This window comes from Mesorhizobium sp. LSJC269B00 (assembly GCF_000502815.1).
Lineage (GTDB): Bacteria > Pseudomonadota > Alphaproteobacteria > Rhizobiales > Rhizobiaceae > Mesorhizobium.
The window spans coordinates 38,475-56,781 of the sequence record NZ_AYVN01000011.1; the positions used below are offsets into that span (position 1 = coordinate 38,475).

General features: G+C 60.4%; 18 protein-coding genes. 9 read left to right on the top strand and 9 right to left on the bottom strand.

Annotated elements, in window-relative coordinates:
* Positions 1-10: 10 nt before the first annotated feature.
* Genes X771_RS142915 through nanR form a run of 3 tightly spaced genes read right to left on the bottom strand, consistent with a single transcriptional unit; the run spans position 11 to position 1,847 of the window.
* Entirely contained in the window at positions 11-787 is a 777-nt protein-coding gene (locus X771_RS142915) for an aldolase/citrate lyase family protein (RefSeq protein ID WP_023726880.1), read from the bottom strand.
* Between the two features lie 47 nt (positions 788-834).
* Entirely contained in the window at positions 835-1,140 is a 306-nt protein-coding gene (locus X771_RS142910; protein ID WP_023669450.1) for a putative quinol monooxygenase, read from the bottom strand.
* The gene (nanR, locus tag X771_RS142905) at positions 1,140-1,847 is read right to left on the bottom strand and encodes a transcriptional regulator NanR (protein ID WP_023689446.1); all 708 of its coding nucleotides are present in this window, start codon (positions 1,845-1,847) and stop codon (positions 1,140-1,142) included. The genes X771_RS142910 and nanR overlap by 1 nt, the downstream gene beginning before the upstream one ends.
* A gap of 575 nt (positions 1,848-2,422) precedes the next feature.
* Here nanR and X771_RS1000000168310 point away from each other — a divergent pair.
* The 8 genes from X771_RS1000000168310 to X771_RS142865 all read left to right on the top strand — a co-directional run bounded on the left by X771_RS1000000168310 (position 2,423) and on the right by X771_RS142865 (position 11,359).
* Positions 2,423-2,605: a hypothetical protein gene (locus tag X771_RS1000000168310; RefSeq protein WP_156936023.1), complete on the top strand. Its 183-nt coding sequence runs from the start codon at positions 2,423-2,425 to the stop codon at positions 2,603-2,605.
* A 353-nt stretch (positions 2,606-2,958) separates the two neighbouring features.
* A complete protein-coding gene (locus X771_RS142900; RefSeq protein ID WP_023689447.1) occupies positions 2,959-4,596 on the top strand; it encodes a methyl-accepting chemotaxis protein in 1,638 nt (545 codons plus the stop codon).
* Between the two features lie 23 nt (positions 4,597-4,619).
* Complete coding sequence (locus tag X771_RS142895; protein ID WP_023689448.1) at positions 4,620-5,087, top strand: chemotaxis protein CheW; 468 nt, start codon at positions 4,620-4,622, stop codon at positions 5,085-5,087.
* Positions 5,084-6,325, top strand: a complete 1,242-nt coding sequence (locus tag X771_RS142890; RefSeq protein WP_023689449.1) for a protein-glutamate O-methyltransferase CheR — start codon at positions 5,084-5,086, stop codon at positions 6,323-6,325. Before X771_RS142895 ends, X771_RS142890 begins: the two co-directional genes overlap by 4 nt.
* Positions 6,325-7,029 (top strand): chemotaxis protein CheW, encoded by a 705-nt coding sequence (locus X771_RS1000000167140; protein ID WP_084012982.1) that lies wholly within the window; start codon positions 6,325-6,327, stop codon positions 7,027-7,029. The genes X771_RS142890 and X771_RS1000000167140 overlap by 1 nt, the downstream gene beginning before the upstream one ends.
* Positions 7,026-9,299, top strand: coding sequence for a hybrid sensor histidine kinase/response regulator (locus X771_RS142875; RefSeq protein WP_023689451.1), 2,274 nt, complete (start codon positions 7,026-7,028; stop codon positions 9,297-9,299). The genes X771_RS1000000167140 and X771_RS142875 overlap by 4 nt, the downstream gene beginning before the upstream one ends.
* 22 nt (positions 9,300-9,321) lie before the next feature.
* Positions 9,322-10,341: a chemotaxis response regulator protein-glutamate methylesterase gene (locus tag X771_RS142870; protein WP_023669441.1), complete on the top strand. Its 1,020-nt coding sequence runs from the start codon at positions 9,322-9,324 to the stop codon at positions 10,339-10,341.
* Positions 10,342-10,405: 64 nt separating this feature from the next.
* On the top strand, positions 10,406-11,359 hold the full coding sequence (locus X771_RS142865; protein ID WP_023669440.1) for a PleD family two-component system response regulator: 954 nt from the start codon (positions 10,406-10,408) through the stop codon (positions 11,357-11,359).
* Positions 11,360-11,372: 13 nt separating this feature from the next.
* Here X771_RS142865 and X771_RS142860 read toward each other — a convergent pair whose 3' ends face one another.
* The 5 genes from X771_RS142860 to X771_RS142840 all read right to left on the bottom strand — a co-directional run bounded on the left by X771_RS142860 (position 11,373) and on the right by X771_RS142840 (position 16,381).
* Complete coding sequence (locus X771_RS142860) at positions 11,373-12,062, bottom strand: aldolase (RefSeq protein WP_023689452.1); 690 nt, start codon at positions 12,060-12,062, stop codon at positions 11,373-11,375.
* Positions 12,055-13,227: an alpha-hydroxy acid oxidase gene (locus X771_RS142855; RefSeq protein WP_050587471.1), complete on the bottom strand. Its 1,173-nt coding sequence runs from the start codon at positions 13,225-13,227 to the stop codon at positions 12,055-12,057. The genes X771_RS142860 and X771_RS142855 overlap by 8 nt, the downstream gene beginning before the upstream one ends.
* 68 nt (positions 13,228-13,295) lie before the next feature.
* Positions 13,296-14,201 carry an SMP-30/gluconolactonase/LRE family protein gene (locus tag X771_RS142850; RefSeq protein WP_023689454.1) on the bottom strand — a complete coding sequence of 302 codons (906 nt, stop codon included), beginning with the start codon at positions 14,199-14,201 and terminating at the stop codon, positions 13,296-13,298.
* A gap of 656 nt (positions 14,202-14,857) precedes the next feature.
* The gene (locus tag X771_RS142845; protein WP_023689455.1) at positions 14,858-15,253 is read right to left on the bottom strand and encodes an MAPEG family protein; all 396 of its coding nucleotides are present in this window, start codon (positions 15,251-15,253) and stop codon (positions 14,858-14,860) included.
* A gap of 195 nt (positions 15,254-15,448) precedes the next feature.
* The gene (locus tag X771_RS142840) at positions 15,449-16,381 is read right to left on the bottom strand and encodes a LysR family transcriptional regulator (protein ID WP_023689456.1); all 933 of its coding nucleotides are present in this window, start codon (positions 16,379-16,381) and stop codon (positions 15,449-15,451) included.
* Between the two features lie 92 nt (positions 16,382-16,473).
* Here X771_RS142840 and X771_RS142835 point away from each other — a divergent pair, with 92 nt between their 5' ends.
* Positions 16,474-17,487, top strand: coding sequence for an NADP-dependent oxidoreductase (locus X771_RS142835; RefSeq protein WP_023689457.1), 1,014 nt, complete (start codon positions 16,474-16,476; stop codon positions 17,485-17,487).
* Positions 17,488-17,547: 60 nt separating this feature from the next.
* On the opposite strand, the gene X771_RS142830 is transcribed toward X771_RS142835, so the two are convergent.
* Positions 17,548-18,183 carry an SGNH/GDSL hydrolase family protein gene (locus tag X771_RS142830; RefSeq protein ID WP_023689458.1) on the bottom strand — a complete coding sequence of 212 codons (636 nt, stop codon included), beginning with the start codon at positions 18,181-18,183 and terminating at the stop codon, positions 17,548-17,550.
* Positions 18,184-18,307: the final 124 nt, after the last annotated feature.

Below are 18,307 nucleotides of genomic sequence, written 5' to 3' on the forward strand. Positions count from 1 at the left end.
TCCTCCGCTCCTATTGGCACCCGGCCCGGATCTTGGAAACCGCGTCGGCGATCGCGTCGTGCAGGACCCAAACGTCGCCTGAATAACAAATGAAATCGAAGCCCTGTGCGTAGAACTCGTGTCCCTGGGCGACGTTGGGCACCAAGCGTCCAAGCGATTTGTTGTGCTTCTTGGCGGCGGCAACGATTTTGGCCATTGCAGCAGTGAAAGTGGGGTGGGCGAAGTCGCCAGGAATGCCGAGCGAGACGGACAGATCGAAATGTCCGACCCACAGACAATCGACCCCGTCCAGTCCCGCGATGCCGTCAATGTTCTTGACGCCGTCGGCAGTCTCGATCAGGCAGATGAACGTCGAGCGCTTGTTGGCGGCCTCGAATTTGTCAGCGACCGAGCCCGGACGGTAACGGTCATGAGCGATCTGCAGCGCCACGCCGCGGGCGCCGGCAGGGTGGTATTTCATGGAGTTGATGATGTGCTGCGCCTGTTCGACGCTGCTCACCATCGGCGCGATCAGGCCTTCGGCGCCCATGTCCATGGCGCGGGCGAGGAAATGGTAGTCCTGCGACGGCACACGCACCATGACCGGCAGATCGGCCGCCTCGAAATAACGGATCGCACTCTTCAGCGTTTCCAAGCTAAATCCCGAATGCTCCATGTCGAAAAAGACGAAATCGCAGCCAGCGGACTTCAGGATGTGACCGATTCCCGGCGTGGCGAACTCGGCGACGAGCGTACCGAGCTTGACCCGCCTGTGAGAAGCTAACGCCCTGAGACTTGGCTCCGACATGCACTTCCTCCCGTTCGCCCCAATGGGCCAATCCGCCTATGTTCGCTTCAATGCGTGGCTTCAAGAACGAGGTCGCAGGTCGTCACCAACTTGGTCACGACGAGCGGCGCGCTCTGCGTATTGAATTCGTCGAAATGAGCGGTGCGGCAGTGGTCCTCGAATGCGGCCTCGCTATCGTAAATCTCATAGAGCAGGACCCGATCCAGTTCGCCGCGCGCCTCCGTCACGTCAAAGCGGCGACAGCCGGCCTCGGTGCGCATCGAGGCGGTCGCATTGGCGTCGACAAGTTCTCGGAATCTGTCCCGGGCACCAGGCCTCAGGCGGAAATCGACCCAGACGACAAATCCGGTCATCACTTGGGCCTCGCAAGTTGCAGATACCGCTTGGCCACATATTCGAGATGGCTGCGCATGGCCGTCTCTGACGCGTCTGGATCGCGCGCGGCGACGGCCTCGAAGATTTCGCGATGAGCCTGGTAAGCCTTGCGGTCTTCACCCTTGGCCAATGTGGTGCGACGCTGTTCGAGCAACCATTCAGCCAAGGCCGCGTGAATAGCTGTAAAGATCCGATTGCGGGTGATTACCGCCAGCACGTAATGGAAGTCTACGTCCGTGCGCTCGAAGCGCGCCAGATCGCCGATCGACTGCCGGTTGAGTTCGAGCGCCTCCTTGAGGCTCTCAATGTCTTCCGGGGTAGCATGCACAGCGGCGTTGCGGGCAAGACCGACCTCGAAAAACAAGCGCGCGCTCTGGAAGTCGTGAACCCCTCCCGGCGCCGAAATCATGTGCCGAGCCGGCCCTGAAAGGGCGTCAATCACGAATTGAGGAGTGGGTCGAGTGACGCGGGCACGCTCCCCCGATTTTACCTCGACAAGGCCCATTTTGCTCAGATGCAGCAGCGCCTCACGGATGGAAGGCCGCCCTACCCCGAACTGCCGCATGAGTTCCCGTTCAGATGGGAGACGGTCGGCTTCGGCCAACTCTCCCTCTCGGATCATCCGTTCGAGGTGCGCTGCCACCTCGTCCGAAAGCTTCCGCTGCTTGATCAGAACTCCGATCATGTGGCATACCTGTTATACCAGTCAGGTACGTTATGATCCCATAGCACCCTTGTCAACAATGTCTAAGCATCCGGTAGCCGAGCCGTTTAATCACTCCGCCGATGTCGAGGCGTCCTTTGCACACGCCTTCAACGTCTTCACCAAGGATATCGGTGACTTGAGGAGCGCGAGCACACTCTGCTCGGTGTTCCGATCGGGGACCGTCTTCGAACCCTGGGTCGGGTGGTCAGTTTCAACTGCGGTGTGGACCGCAGTGAGTGCCACCGGGCCGTGTGCTGGCCGAGACCTACCCAACCGCCTGCTTATGAGCCGCAACATGAGCCCTCGATGGCAAAGTAGACCTCGACCTGAGCAAGACCAGCGAATGGAAGTGGGGTTCACAGCCGAGGCGGAAAACGCGAACTCTCGCTGGTGGACCCATTTGGCAATACGCCTGCTCCATCTCGTAATCTTTTTGCGCCGCCGCAATGCCGCAAAGGAAGGTGGTGTCGGGTCAGTTCTCTCTAGGCTCCAGAGCGCTCGTCACATTGTGCCCATCCTCGTGCGGTGGGCGGCCGCCGCTTGAGGATGCGCATTTGAAACTGGTTTTCTCAAGATCTTTTAGTCCTGAGGGCCTCAGGCGGGGGCGCTTGCCATTTAGTTATCGTCACCTGCAAATGCCGAACCCGCACTCGACGCCAATCTACGCGCTGGCCAGTTTGCGACATCTGGCTTCGGCGATTCCGCTTTCAGTAGCGACGATCATGCTGGACGGCTGATATGAGGCGCGTTCCCGCCTGGCAGCTTAGGGGCAGCAAGCAGGACGTCGGCTTTCTTGCCTCGACCTGGCCTAAGCAGTCATTCAATTCGTGGCCTCAAGCAGCTCATCCACGCTCCTCCTGACGCGGCGTGCCATCCAGCCGATCTCGGGCTGATGTGCGTGGACGGCAGTCGTCCTTTGACCACCGCTTCTGGCGGCGCCGATTGGCGAGCCGCCTCGCCATCATTAGCTATGGAACGGAAAAGAAACCATTCAGCATCAGACTACCGCTTTTCGACGCACCTTTTCGAATATGTCGGAACGAGCGCTTGTCGCGCAGCCCACGATGCCCCCCATTGGTGAACCGGTTCCATGAAGAGTCTGACAATACGCCACCGCATCCTCGTCAGTTTCGCAGCCGTTCTGGTGGTCATGTCCGTGATAGCCCTCATCGCGTACGCCTGGTTTCTTCAGGCGGGGGAGGAGGCGACTGAGGTCGAGAAGGGCATCCTTCCGGACCTTTATCACAGTACCGAGATCATGACGGGCCAGATGGCGGCCCATAGTCTGCTTCAGGAATATGCCCTTCAGGACAACCCGTCAGACAGAAGCACGGTTGAAAACGCGATCACGACCAATCGCAACCAGGTGCAGCGGTCGATGGACGACTATGAGGCAACGATCGTCTCCGATATCGACAAGCAGAATTATGCAGCCGTCAAACAACTCGCCAACCAATTCCGTCTGGCTGAAACTGCTGTGCTGGAAACAAGCCGGGCTGCCTTGTCGAAAGGTGAAACTCCCAATGAAAGCCCAGCTATCAAGAACGAAGTAGAGCCGATCTTTGTAAAATTGCAGTCCGCTCTGCAGGCCATGGTTGAGGATCACAGAGGCGAGGCAAACAGCGCGACGCAGCGGATCAGCTCGATCGTCAGAACGGCCGAAGTCGGTTTGAGCGTTGGCTTGTTGATAGCCCTCGGGCTAGCCCTTCTTTTGGGTTACCAGCTGTTTCGCGCCATTACAGGTCCGCTCACCCGTTTGGTCGACGCGGTTCAATTGATGCGGCAAGGCGACTTCAGCGAACGGCTCGATCTGAGGCGCCGAGACGAATTCAGCGTGCTTGCCGACGGCTTCAACGCAATGGCGGACGATCTCACAACCCTCATTGGTCAGGTTCAAAGGTCCAGCATACAGGTCGGCACGTCGATAACTGAGATCGCCGCCACCTCCAAGCAACAGCAGGCAACTGCGACTGAAATCGCAGCGACCACAACAGAAATCCGAGCGACAGCCAAGGAAATCTCCGCCACATCAAACGAACTGGTCCGCACGATGAACGAGGTCTCCACAGTTGCCGAACAAACCGCTGCCGTGGCTGGCGGGGGGCAAGCGGGGCTGACCCGTATGGAAGAAACCATGCAGCAGGTCATGGAAGCGGCTGGCGCGATCAATTCCAAACTGGCGATCCTGAGCGAGAAAGCCGGCAGCATCAATCAGGTGGTGACGACCATCACCAAAGTGGCCGATCAGACGAACCTGTTGTCGCTCAACGCTTCCATCGAGGCGGAGAAGGCAGGCCAATATGGCCGGGGTTTTGCAGTGGTGGCGACGGAAATCCGAAGGCTCGCGGACCAGACAGCTGTCTCCACCTACGATATCGAGCAAATGGTCAAGGACATCCAGTCGGCAGTCGCGGCCGGGGTGATGGGCATGGACAAGTTTTCCGAGCAGGTCCGTCGGGGTATGCAGGACATCCAGCAGGTCGGCGGGCAACTCTTCGAGATCATTCAGCAGGTTCAGGGGCTGGTGCCACGTTTCGAAGTCGCCAATGAAGGCATGCAAGCACAGGCGACCGGCGCGGGGCAGATCAGCGACACGCTAACCCAGCTAAGCGAGGCAGCTCAGCAAACAGTCGAGTCCCTTCAGCAATCGACGCTCGCGATCGACGAGCTCAATCAAGTCTCAGGCGGCATGCGAAGTAGCATATCGAGGTTCAAGCTACGAGCATAGCGAGCCGGCAGTAGGATGTGACAATGCTATTCCTCGCCTTCAGCATGGGTCCGGATCGCTACTTGATCGATGTCCACAAAATTGAAGAGGTGCTGCCCTATATCGACGTGAAAGTTCTTCCGGGTGCGCCAACTGGTGTGGTGGGTTTGGTCAGCTATAACGGAATACCCATCCCCCTGATCGATGTCACCCTTCTTGCGATTGGCCGACCATCGGAGCGCCTGTTGAGCACCCGGATCGTTGTGACGCGCTATCCGGCGGATGATGGCGAGCGACGCCTGCTGGGGCTGATCGCGGAACGGGTGACGGATACGATCGAGCGAGACCCGGCCGATTTCGCGCCGTTCGGACTGGAACCAGGAACCCCGCCCTATCTTGGGCCGGTGGCTTCCGATGGTTCGGAGATCATTCAGTGGGTCAAAGTGGAAGCGCTGCTTTCGGAAGAGATTCGTACCGCTTTGCTCCGCCAGGCGGCAATAGGTGATCAATGACCGGAGCAATAGAAAAGCTCCTGACGGAAACCATTGGACTGGACAGTGCCAGCGTTGGTCCGACAGTGGTTCGTCAGGCGGTCAGAGAACGGATGGAAGCATGCCGGATAACCAACCCTCAGGCCTATAGGGAACACTTGGCCGGTTCCTCGCAGGAGCTGCAGGAGCTGATCAATGCGGTGGTGATCCCAGAGACCTGGTTCTTTCGCGACCGAGAAGCGTTCACGATGCTGGCGCGGCATGCGCGCGCGCACAAGCCTGCTCAGCCGATAAGAATCCTGAGCCTGCCATGTTCAACCGGCGAAGAGGCTTACTCGGTCGCCATGGCCATGTTCGATGCCGGCTTTGAGGCGCATGAGTTCAAGATCGATGGCGTGGACGTCAGCAGCCGCAATATCGCGACGGCTGAACGCGCCATCTATGGCCGCAATTCGTTTCGCGGCAGCCATTTAGAATTCAAGGATCGCTATTTCGAAGCGACCGAGGGCGGGTTGCGGCCTGTTGCTGGGGTGCTGAAACAGGTTCGGTTCATGGTAGGAAACCTGTTCGGTTCTCACGCGCCTTTCGGGCAAGAGGTCTATGACATCCTGCTTTGCCGCAATTTGCTGATTTATTTCAATCGAGAGCTGCAGGATCGCGCATTGATCTGCCTGAAGGACCTGCTGGCCAAAGACGGACTTCTTCTGGTCGGTCCGGCGGAAGCAGCTCTTCCAAGGGTGCATGGCTTTATTTCCGCTGAATGGCCATTGGCCTTCGCCTTTCTGAAATCGGAGCCCGTCAAGACCACGGCGCCGAAAGTTTCGGCCGCCGTCCCGGTGCGGACGCCAAGCCCTAAGGTCAACAAGAGCGAGCCTCTTCGTCCGTTCCGACCGACAATTGGCAATGAAGGCCGCGGGCAGGCTCCGGCCAAGCCGCTTGCACACGCCTCGGAAAGCCTCATCGCGGTTGAACGGATCGCCAATGCAGGACGCGTAAAGGAGGCACAGGAGGTCGCCCTGGCGCATCTCAAGGAGTTCGGTCCTTCCGCAGAAATCTTCTACCTGCTGGGCCTCGTCCAGGATGCGGATGGTTCTGCACCCGAAGCCGCGCAAAGTTATCGCAAGGCGCTCTATCTCGCGCCAAATCATCGAGAAGCTCTTGTCCATCTGGCCTTGCTGCTTAGCAAGCAAGGCGACCATAACGGCGCCGAGGCGCTGGCCGGCCGGCTGGGTCGGGTCCAGAAAAGGAGCGGCAGTTGATGGCGGCTTCGACAAGGATCGCTCAGCCGGTGGAGGAGATCGAAATCAACGACTGCTGGCGGCAAATAGGCGTACGGGGTGACAAGTCATGTCCGCTACTAGAGCAGCATCTCCACTGCCGCAATTGCCCGACCTACAAGAAGATCGCACGACGCCTCCTCGACCGTGCAGCTCCCTCGGCATCTCGCGACGAATGGCCTGACAACGCTGGTCGTGCAGGGATCGATTCGGCAGACAGCGACGCGCTGCAGACGGCCGTTCTCTTCCGTTTGGGGGAGGAATGGCTGGCACTTCCGGTCGGTATTTTTCATGAAGTGGCTGAATCTCGTCGCGTTCATTCACTTCCACATCGCAGGAACAGTGCACTGCTCGGCATTGCGAATGTCCGTGGTGAATTGCTCATTTGCCTTTCCCTGGCCGAATTGCTCGGGATAGACGAGCGCAAGGAAGGGGAACAGGGCACACGAACCAAGGTATTTCGCCGCCTTGTCGTGGTAGGCGAGCGCGACAAGCGGGTTGCTTTTACGGTTGATGAGATCCACGGCTTACATCGGTACCAGGAACGCGACACTCTCGCTGTTCCGGCCATGATTGGGAAGGCACTGTCTGCCGCTACGGTTGCCGTGCTGCCATGGCAAGGACGAGCCGTTGGTTGTCTCGATCCACGACAACTGCTCACGATGCTGGATCGGAGCATCGCATGACAGATGAAGACTTCAGCCAGGTTTCGATGCTCAGCCTCTTCCAGGCCGAACTGGAGACGCAGTCACGGGCTCTGACCTCTGGACTTCTGGCACTCGAACGCGATCCTATCGCCGCCGACGCCCTGGAAGCATGCATGCGTGCCGCGCATTCCCTGAAAGGAGCTGCCCGCATCATCGACCTGATGCCCGCAGTCAAAGTTGCAAATGCGATGGAAGACTGCCTGGTCGCAGCGCAACGCGGGCATCTGAGGGTGCGACGGGAGCATATAGACGCGCTTCTGCAAGGTTCTGACCTTTTGAAATTGATCGCATCGGGATCATCGAGCGAGAGCGCCAACTCAGAAGTCGAAACCTTTCTCGCCAAGTTCGAGGGGTTGTCCCTCCCCCAGGCAAAGCCCGGTCCCCAAGATTCTGCAGCTGATTTCGCAACTCCAGATCATGCCCAGGAGCAACTGGCGACGACCTCTTCAGCGAACCTCCTCGTTGGGGCGGTGCCGCAAGCCCACGGCAGCATCAGCTCTGATAGAATGGTTCGGGTGACGGCAGACAGCCTGAACCGATTGCTCGGGCTGGCTGGCGAGTCGCTGATGGAAGCTCGGCGGCTCAGGCCATTCGCTGACGGGCTGCTACGGCTGAAGCGACTTCAATCGGACCTCGCAAGTGCATTCGACAATCTTCATGCAGTGCTGCCGCCGGTTTCAAACGATGCGGCGGTGGTGGAGGCGCTGGCTGAAGCGCAGCGAAAGCTTCGGTTGAGCCAAGCGTTCCTGGCGGAGCGTTTCGATGAGTTGGATTCAGTGGATCGGAAAGCGACCGATCTTGCCAACAGATTGTACGACGAAACGTTGGCGAGCCGGATGCGGCCTTTTGAGGACGGCGTGCGACACTATGCGAGAATGATCCGCGACCTCGGTCGTACCCTTGGCAAGCGGGTGCGACTGGAGATCGTAGGCGGCTCGACCGGCATCGACCGCGATATCCTCGAGCAGCTCGATGCCCCTTTGGGGCACCTTCTGCGCAACGCTGTAGACCATGGGCTTGAACCGCCTGAGGAGCGCCTCGCGATGGGCAAACCCGAAGAGGGGCTCATCAGGCTCGAAGCGAGGCACAATGCCGGGCTGCTGCAGATAGCCGTGGTGGACGACGGCAGGGGGATAGAGCTCTCGAAGCTGCGCGAGACCGTCGTCGCCCGGCAACTTGCAACCAGGGAAAGTGCTGAAACACTCGGCGAAAGCGAATTGCTCGCATTTCTGTTTCTGCCAGGCTTTTCCATGAAAGCGGGCCTTACCGACGTCTCAGGTCGCGGTGTGGGGCTCGATGCAGTGCAAGCCATGGCGAAGGAAGTCCGGGGAGTCGCAAGCGTCTCCTCAGAATTTGGCCACGGAACCCGATTTCAACTGCAATTGCCGCTGACATTGTCGGTCCTGCGCACGCTGCTCGTCGATGTCGATGGAGAGCCCTATGCTTTTCCACTCGCTGCCATTTCCAAGACTTTGAAACTGCAGCGGACGGAGATCAACGTCCTGCAGGGCCGGCCGCATTTTCGATTGAACGATCGACAGATCGGGCTGGTCACCGCTCGCGAGGTGCTCGATCGAGGTGAGCCCGGATCGGAACCGAATGAACTATCGGTCGTCGTCGTGGATGCGGGTCGGGGCGATGCGTACGGCCTGATCGTTGACCGTTTTCTCGGGGAACGCGAGTTAGTGATCAGACCTCTCGATCCACGGTTTGCCAAGATCAAGGACATCAGCGCAGCGGCCCTGATGGAAGACGGTTCGCCTGTTCTGATCTTCGACGTCGACGATCTGATCCGATCGGTGGAAAAGCTTGCATCGTCCGGCGGATTTCGAGCTCTTCGGCGCGCCGCGGGCGGTCCCGAAGCGAGCAGGCGCAAGCGCGTGCTCGTGATTGACGATTCACTGACGGTTCGCGAACTCCAGCGCAAGATGCTCGGCAATTACGGTTATGAGGTCGAAGTGGCGGTAGACGGCATGGACGGGTGGAATGCCGTCCGGTCTGGTCCTTTCGATCTCGTCGTCACCGACATCGACATGCCTCGCATGGATGGCATCGAGCTGGTGAGTTTGATTAGAAAGGACGCTGATCTCAAGAACACACCCATTATGATCGTTTCATACAAGGATCGGGAAGAAGATCGCGCGCGCGGGCTCGACGCAGGTGCGGACTATTATCTGACCAAGAGTAGTTTTCAGGACGAGGCGCTGATCCATGCCGTCGTGGACATGATTGGCGAGGCGGCTGAATGAGATCGAGATTGGAAGCCAGCGAATGAGAATCGGCGTAGTCAACGACATGCCGATGGCGGTTGAACTTCTGCGTCGACTGGTTCTGTCGACCGGCGAACATCAGGTCGCGTGGATCGCGACTAATGGGCGTGAGGCGGTCGAGGTCTGCAGACGTGATCTGCCGGATCTGATACTCATGGATCTAGCGATGCCAGAGATGGACGGCGTGGAAGCGACCCGCAGAATCATGGCGGAAACCCCGTGCTCAATCTTGCTGGTGACCGCCAGTATCGAAGCCAACCTCGCCGGCGTCTACGAAGCAATGGGTCATGGCGCGCTTGACGCAGTCGATATTCCGTCAGTGGGCATCGAAGGCAACGCGTCCTCGCAATCCGCCCGGCTTTTGACGAACAAGATACGAACGATAGGCAAGTTGATCGGCGATGCGCCTACCCAGGCAAAAAGGCGGATGTCACGTGCGGCTGAGCCGTCAACTCGACACGTGATAGCAATCGGCGCCTCTGCGGGCGGGCCGGCTGCCGTTGCCGCAGTCCTGAGCGCGTTTCCCGTTGATTTTCGCGGCGCGATTGTGCTCGTCCAGCATCTCGATGCTCAGTTCGTTCCAGGCCTTGTTGATTGGCTAGGGCAACATACGCGTCTCCCGATCCGTCCGGCGGGGGAAAGGGATAGTCCACAAGCGGGCACCGTTCTCGTTGCCAGTTCTGCGGATCATCTGGTTTTCAAGTCAGCTCAGCAACTTGGCTATACGCCCAGCCCCAAGGACAATGTTTATCGGCCGTCGGTAGATGTGTTCTTCGAAAGTGCGGCGCAATGGTGGCCTGGCTCGGTGATTGGTGTTCTGCTCACAGGCATGGGCAGGGATGGTGCGCGCGGGCTGAGACAGCTCCGTGACAAGGGACATCTCACAATCGCGCAGGATAGAGCAACCAGTGCCGTCTATGGCATGCCGAAGGCCGCCGCCGACATCGGCGCGGCTGTTGATATTCTTCCTTTGGGTGCGATCGGCTCACGTATAATCGAAGCCTGCGAGCGCTCCACGTGAAAGGCCCCTTCCGATGACGCAAGAACCAGAGTTGGTCCCGCCACTCGCAGATAACTATTCATCCATGGTTCTGCTCATCGATGATCAGATCATGGTTTGCGAGGCGGTCAGGCGCGCCCTAGCCAACGAGCCCGATATTTCCTTACACTTCTGCACCGACCCGTTGAGAGCGATGACGGTCGCGGATGAGGTAAAGCCAACCGTCATCCTGCAGGATCTCGTCATGCCCGGGGTGGATGGGCTACATCTGGTGCGAGAATACAGGAAGCATGCGTCGACACGCGCGGTTCCAGTCATTGTGCTGTCGAGCAAGGAAGATCCAGCCACCAAGGGCGAAGCCTTCGCTGCGGGCGCGAACGACTATCTCGTCAAACTGCCGGATCGTATCGAGTTGATTGCACGCATTCGATATCACACGCGGGCCTATCTGGATCACGTCCAGCGAGACTCGGCACACCGAGCGCTGAGGGAAAGCCAGCGACAGCTGATCAGTGCAAATCTAGAGCTTGAACGTCTGACGCGGATCGATGGCCTGACAGGTCTCGGTAACAGGCGCTATTTTGACGAATATCTGGCGGCTGAATGGAAACGCGCTTTTCGCGCACAGTCCCCACTGTCGCTGTTGATGATCGATGCCGACAACTTCAAACGATACAACGATACCTATGGCCATATGGCCGGCGACGATGTGCTCAAGCAAATCGCCCGCGTAATCCAGAGCGGTTCCGGCCGTTCCACCGATCTCGCTGCGCGGTACGGAGGCGAAGAGTTCGTCATCGTGCTGGTCGACACTATACTGGAACAATCCAGTGCGATCGCCGAGCGGCTCGTCCAGAGCGTGCGAGAGTTGAACATACCCCACGGCCCGGATCGCGTGACCATCAGCGTCGGCGTCGCAACAGCGGTGCCCACCGAGAACGAGACGCCAAACGATTTCGTCAATGCCGCCGATTTGGCTCTGTTTCGTGCCAAATCGGAAGGACGAAATCGTGTTGCGCTTCATATGTCCCGCAGCTAGAGAAGCTCACATCTCAGTCAACGAAGCGCGCCCTGTTCGATTTGAGGACGACCTTGGCGAAGTCGGGCATCTCGAGACCTTGCCGCACCAGGCCATCAAGAGTTTTCTCAGCCGCCCTGATGGCGGAGAGCCGGGCCAGCACCGTCTCAGCCTCCAGGCGAGGCACCACGGCGAGACCGTCGCGGTCGCCGACCAGTATGTCTCCCGGCGAGATAGTCACTCCTCCCACCACCACCGGGAATCCGACCGTGCCTGGACCATTGCGCGCAGGCGAGTTCGCAATGATCCCGGCACAGTAAACCGGCAACCCGACCGCCTCGATCCCGACAACGTCGCGCACGAGGCCGTCAGTGATGAAGCCGGCGACCCCCTTGTTGCGCGCCATGCCGAGCACGAGATCGCCAGTTACCGCCGTACCGGCAAAGCTGTCGGTGGCCGCGACGATGACATCGCCACTTGCTGCGGCATCCAGTGCTCCAAACAGGGCGAGGTTGTCGGCGGGGCCGCAGTGACAGGTCACGGCGACGCCGACCATCGTCGCAGTAGCTGGCGACAGTGGCTTGATCGCATAATGCAAGGCGCCGCGTCCCCCCATCGCGTCTACGACCTGGCTAACCGGCACGCCCGCAAAAGCACTGATGATTTCTGCTGCGGGCCGTTCGAAACGGCGCTTGATGGTGAGCAGTGGTGGGTCTTCAATCATGTAGCGGCCCCATTCCCTGAACGAACGAAATACAGTCCGGCCCGAGGTCGCGCAGGCTCCGCGCGCCCATCAGTCCCATGACGCGGTCGATCTCCTTGCGGTAGAGTTCGAGCACGTGGCGTACCCCCTCCTCGCCGGCGACCGCGAGCCCCCACAACTGCGGCCGCCCGATCAGACAGCACGAGGCGCCGAGCGCCAGCGCCTTGACGACGTCGGAGCCTCGCCTGATGCCGCCATCGATAAGCACCGGTATGCGGCCTGCGACAGCCGCGACAACCGCCGTCAACGCGTCCAGCGATGCGGCGGCGCCGTCAAGCTGACGGCCCCCATGATTGGATACGATGATGCCGTCGATTCCCCGCGCTACAGCCTCGGCGGCTTCGCTGGGATGCAGGACGCCTTTCAGCAACAACGGTCCGGACCAGACAGTGCGCAGCCAGTCGACATCGGCCCAGGAGAGTCCGGGATCGAGCATTGCGGCCATGCGGCCCGCCAATGCACCGACCGTCGCCGTATCCCCGGGGCGCGCGTAGTTGCCGAAGGTCAGTTTCGGGAGTCGGGTGCGCATACGAAGAAGCCACGCCGCCTTGGTGGCGGCCGCGAGGGTTCCGGCCAAACCGAAGCGCGGCGGGATGGCAAAACCGTTGCGGATGTCGCGTTCACGGTTGCCAAGCATCTGGTTGTCGATGGTGAGCACCAGCGCGTCGTAGCTTGAGGCACGCGCCCGATGCACCATTTCTCGGGTGAAGCCGCGATCGGTGTAGACGAACACCTGCATCCACCGTGGGGTACTTCCGGTGGCTGCTATGTCCTCCAGCGTGCAGACGGATCCGTGGCTGGCGCAGTAGAATGTCCCTGCGGCCGCTGCGGCTCGGGCGGCTGCGCGCTCGCCGTCGGGCCAGAACAGCCCAGCCAGGCCGGTTGGCGCGATGCCCAGCGGGATGGCAAGTTTCGCGCCGAAGAGGTCAAGGGAAAGGTCTCGCGTCGTTGCACCGTTGAGCGGTCGCGGCAGAATGGCAACCTCGTTGAAAGCTTGCTCGTTCCGGCGCAGCGTTCGCTCATCCTCAGCACCGCCATCGGCGAAGTCGAACACCGGGCGTGGCAAAGTCCGCCGCGCGGCGATGCGGACCGCGGCCACGCTGTACAGGCGCTTCAACGCCGCCATCGAAGCAGACGATGCCGCACCGCGGGCGCCGGGGTCATCGCCTGTGTTTGAGGCGGACGAGGAGCTACTCACGGTTGCTTTCCGCCGATGCGACCATGATGCGTCGGTCCACCGCCTCCCGGAACACGCACGCAGGAGAGTGTTCCCTCAAAGGAGGGATCGCTGCCGGTCGCCAGCACGCCGGCATTTGTCACCCAAAGCATCTCGCCCGAGAAGACGCAGTTGGTCGTTGCCTTGCCGCAGACGAAGAAACCTTCCGCTGTGCCGTTGGGCTTCAGAACGTGAATGCCGTTGGCGGCAATATCCGTGACATAAAGGCGGCCATCGGCTCCGACCTTCAGCCCGTCCGGGATCGGATTGGGCCCAGGCAAGCGGCCCAGGTCTTCGACGCAACCATCCGGACGCTGCCGCTTGACGCGCCCCGTATAGGACTCCCCCCAAATGATCGAGCCGTCGGCTTCGATCGCCACACCATTGGGGAAGGTCGGCTTGTCGAAGCCGAGAGCAAGGTACGCACTGCCGTCGGGGTTGACGGCAAAGATGTAGCTTGGGTCCGGATTCCCCGGGTTGTATGTGCCGGGATCGCTGAAGATGAGCCGGCCGTCAGCAGCAAATACAAGATCGTTTGGCCCATTGAGCCGAATGCCCGCGACTTCGCTCAGCAGGATTTCCGGCTTTCCGCCATCGGCAACCCGCTGGATCGATGGCGTCGTCATGTCCGCGGCCCGCCAAGGTCCGGTCGTGCCGCCGTTCTGGCAGACATAGAGCAGGTCATCCGATCCGAGAACGCAGGCGTTGGGCGCTCCGGCAACATACGCGAACTGGCGAGCACTTCCGTCGCGATCTATGGCCGTCAGCTGGCTGCGATAGCTTTCGACGATGACAATTCGGCCATCGGGCAGCACCGTCGGGCCCTCGGGCCAGCCAAGGCCGGTCGCGACAACCTCGACGGCCAGCTTTTCAACCTCGTTCATCGTGCGACCCCCAGAACGGCAGCCTATCAAGATTTGTCGGGTATAATCCAGCCTGACGATCTGGCGGTCACCGGACCCGGCGACTCGAAAGATAGCCAGGCTGACGTGCGCGTTGCTGGGCCCCCCCTAGGCCGGCCCCCACCCCGGCGCCGGTGAACCCCGACGGGCGGAGGCCTATGGCTACAGCGCGAGCCGATCGGTGTCTACACAGCTCGGTAGCACTGGCTTGCTCCTCCAGGTTGCGTGGCAGGATTAGGTGCTGCTGAGGCCAGCGTGCAAGGAACAAGTGCAGGTGGAGAAGGTTGAATCTCAGTTCCTCTCCCTCTACCACTCACAAAGTCCAACAATTCTCTGCTCCGCTGCCAGGCGCTCTGGAGCCCGAGCGTTTGCAGGGCGTGCGTGTGGCCAAAAGCTGGGGAGCGCCGCAGCGCCCAGGCGTGCAAATTGCTCTCTGAACGCCGATCCTTCTCCGAAGCTGGGGAGTAGCCCCAAAATCCAACAGCAATATCATGCCTCAACGGCGGTTTTGCCACTGCCAGTTTTGCGGTTCGCTCGCCTGTCAAAAGGGACAGTCTTTCGGGTCACGATCCGGAGTGGGTTTGCCAAGGCTCCCGGAATCGAGGTGGCCCACTTTTGCGTCGGGGCTCCGCCACTCTTCAGATCAACAGCAACCAGCACCAATACGCACCAATCACCATTTGCACAGCGAACGCGGTGAACCTGAGACTGACCGCGAGTTGGCTGGTTGAGACGAGGTGGATCACCGACTGCACTATACGTGCGCCTAACATCGTGGAGGCCAAGGGATCCGTGACATCTGTCTTTGAAATGATGATCGCGACTCCGAGCAGACCTCCGAAGATTGGAAGCCCTTCAATGCAGGCACGGGCTAACCTCCGCATAAACGGGGAGAGGGCTCCGTTATCTGGCGTAAAGCCGTTTGCCGGGACTTGCCCAGAGATCACCAGGTAGCTCCGGATAACTTCCATCACGATCAGCAGGGCCAGCGCCCACGAGATGAAGCCAGTCAATGCGTAAGCACTCGCCGACATGTGCCCTCCCCGTTGCTAGCACTCTAGGTCGTTGTAGCCGATCAACTAGTCCAATGCTATTCGACGAGGAGGGGCGGCCTGTAGTGGGGCCGAAACGGAATAGCAGCTTTTGGACGTTGTGCCCGGAATAGCTGCCGTTCAGCCAATCAGCAGTGATTGACCGCTTTCGCCCTTTAGCGACCCTTCCGCGCCAGATCAGTCGATGCTTGAAGCTGCCATTCGCAGAGTGAAAGCGGCGTCGAGCATGGTCAGAAAGGCGCGCACGGCGGGGTTGGCGCGTCGGCTTGCCGGCCAGAGCACGGTGACATTGTTTCGCTCGACCGCGAACGTGGACAGCACTGGGACCAGTTCGCCGCGCTTCACATAGGGAGCAGCCATGAAGGAGGCGCCTATGCCTATCCCACCGCCGGCTGCCAGCATGATGAGCACGGCATCGCTGGCATCGGCGACCACACCGGAATTGGGCACGATCTCGATTTCACGGTCGCCAATCCGGAAGGGCCAGCGAAAGGCCTGGCCTGTGCTCTGATATCGAAGGTTGACGGTGTCGTGCCCTTCCAGGTGATCGGGATGGGTCGGTGTGCCGCGTTCCTCGAGATAGGCTGGCGAGGCGAAGCAGCAAAGCCGATGGGGTGCGAGCTTGCGTGATAGTAGCCGGGTGTCAGCCAGATCACCGATGCGTATGGCGACATCGATCCCTTCCTCGATCATGTCCACCATCTGGTCACCCAGCCTGAGATCGACGATCAGGTTCGGATGGAGCCGACGGAAAGCCGGTAAAGCCGGAGCGATCAGATGGAGTCCGATCGGCAGCGACGCGGCCACGCGCAACGTGCCCGATGGTTCGGAGCGCGCGGTCATTGCCGCCTGCTCTATTTCCTCCGCCTCGCGTAGCAGACGCAGCGCGCGCTCATGCAGGTCGCGCCCTTCGGGCGTGAAGGTGAGCGAGCGCGTTGTACGGGTAAACAGCGACACTCCTAAATGCCGCTCGAGCCGCTGGACGCTCTTGCTGACCGCCGACGGGGAAATCGACAGCGCGCGCGCCGCTGCCGTGTAGCTGCCCAGCGATCCCGCACGCGCGAAGGCGATGATGCCGGTGAGCCGATCCAAAGTGATATGTTCCGCCATGGCATTACTTAACCGCCATCGGCACCGATTATCAACCAACGGTCATGCCGCTAGATTCGCTCCAATGACATGGATGAGCGGAGATTTCACCAATGAGCGATAAGATGAAGGCAGTCCGTCTGCACGCATTCGGTGGTCCCGAGATGCTGGTGTACGAAGACGCGCCTAGGCCGGGTGTGAAGCCCGGCGAGGTGCTTGTCCGAGTCCAGGCGGCCGGGCTTAATCCGCCCGACTGGTATCTGCGGGATGGCTATCGCGCACTGCCGCCAGAATGGCGACCCAACGCGTCCTTCCCACTGATTCTCGGCACGGACGTGTCGGGCGTCATTGAAGCGATTGGCGCTGACGTCGCTGAGTTCAGCATCGGTGACGAGGTCTACGCAATGGTTCGCTTCCCCGATAACTTGATGACGGGTAGCAATGCCTACGCGCATTATGTCAGTGTGCCGGCATCGCATGTTGCGTTGAAACCAGCCGGCATCGACCATATTCATGCGGCTGGTGCGCCGATGTCGCTTCTGACGGCATGGCAGTTCTTGATCGAACTTGGCCACGACGAGCCGAATCCGTTCCAGCCCTTACCGCATGAGCCGGTGCCCCTCGACGGCAAGACGGTGCTCATCAATGGTGCCGGAGGCGGTGTCGGGCATCTGGCCGTCCAGTTGGCGAAATGGCGGGGCGCTCGCGTCATCGCGGTGGCATCGGCCAAGAACGAGGCGCTGATGCGCGATCTCGGCGTGGATCAGTTCATCCACTACAAGACAACCGCGGCGGAAGATGTCGTCCGAGACGTCGACCTTGTCCTCGACGCGGTGGGCGGCGCGAACATGGAGCGGTTCTTCCAGGTTCTGAAGCCGGGCGGCGCACTGTTCCTGGTCAACCCGCTGGGCTTCGCTGGTCACGAGGAGACAGAGAGGCTGGGGATCACGGTCTCATCCACACAGGTTCGATCCAATGGCGCGCAGTTGGCAAAAGCCGCCCGCCTGCTCGACGACGGCATTGTGCGCGTCGTCATCGACAGCACATTCCCGCTGGCCGAGGCATCGCGCGCGCATGAGCGCGCCGCCGACGGCAGTATTCAAGGCAAGATCGTGCTGGCCGTCTGAATTGTTGCTTTCAGTCGCCCGACCATCGGGAGTGCAGACGGTCGGGCGGGATTACGCCGTTCAGCCGACGAAGACCACCGACCGACGTCCGGCTAAATCGTGCTCGACTACAAGTGCCGCGATGGCTGCCGCGATCTTCGCGCCGCCTTGCGCTGACGGTTCGATAGGATTGGCGAAGTCCGCGTCCTCATTCGATACCAAGCGCAGGTCGACGAGCGGCAAACCGCGCGAGAACGCCGCCCGGGTGATGACGTCGTTGAGGACCGTCAGGGCAGTTGCGGCAAGTCTACGACGCTGTGGGTCGGGAAAGCGCGCCTCGTAGATCGTGCAGACAGCGGTGGGTAGGTTTTGGCCCAGCGCCCCCTCGAGCATCGTACAGTAGTCGTGCTCGAATTCCTCCCGGATATCGCTGATCCTGTCCAGAACCTCGGCCACAGAACAGGCCCCCTGCTCCAGAATCCCTGCATGACGAAGAGCATCATTGCCACCGACGCTGACGACAAGATGGCTAGCATCCTGGGGGAGCCGTTCAAGCTGCCGCTCGACGCCGCTTGTGACGGCGCCGTCGACGGCGTTTAGCGTTGCACGCCACCCCTCCGGCAAGCGCTCCCGCAGCTGCCGCACTACGTCGGGCCCGTGCGCGACATAGGCAGCGTTGTCAAAGATCGAATCCCCGAGAAGGACGACGTGTGGCATCGGATGCTCCGTTGAGGCCTCTGCAATGCTGCATCAGCAGAGGAGGTAAGGTGGTGGGTTGTGACCGCGGCAGCGAGCACGGTCAGGAGATCACGGCGAGTCAGGCCACCTGCAGAACGGAACG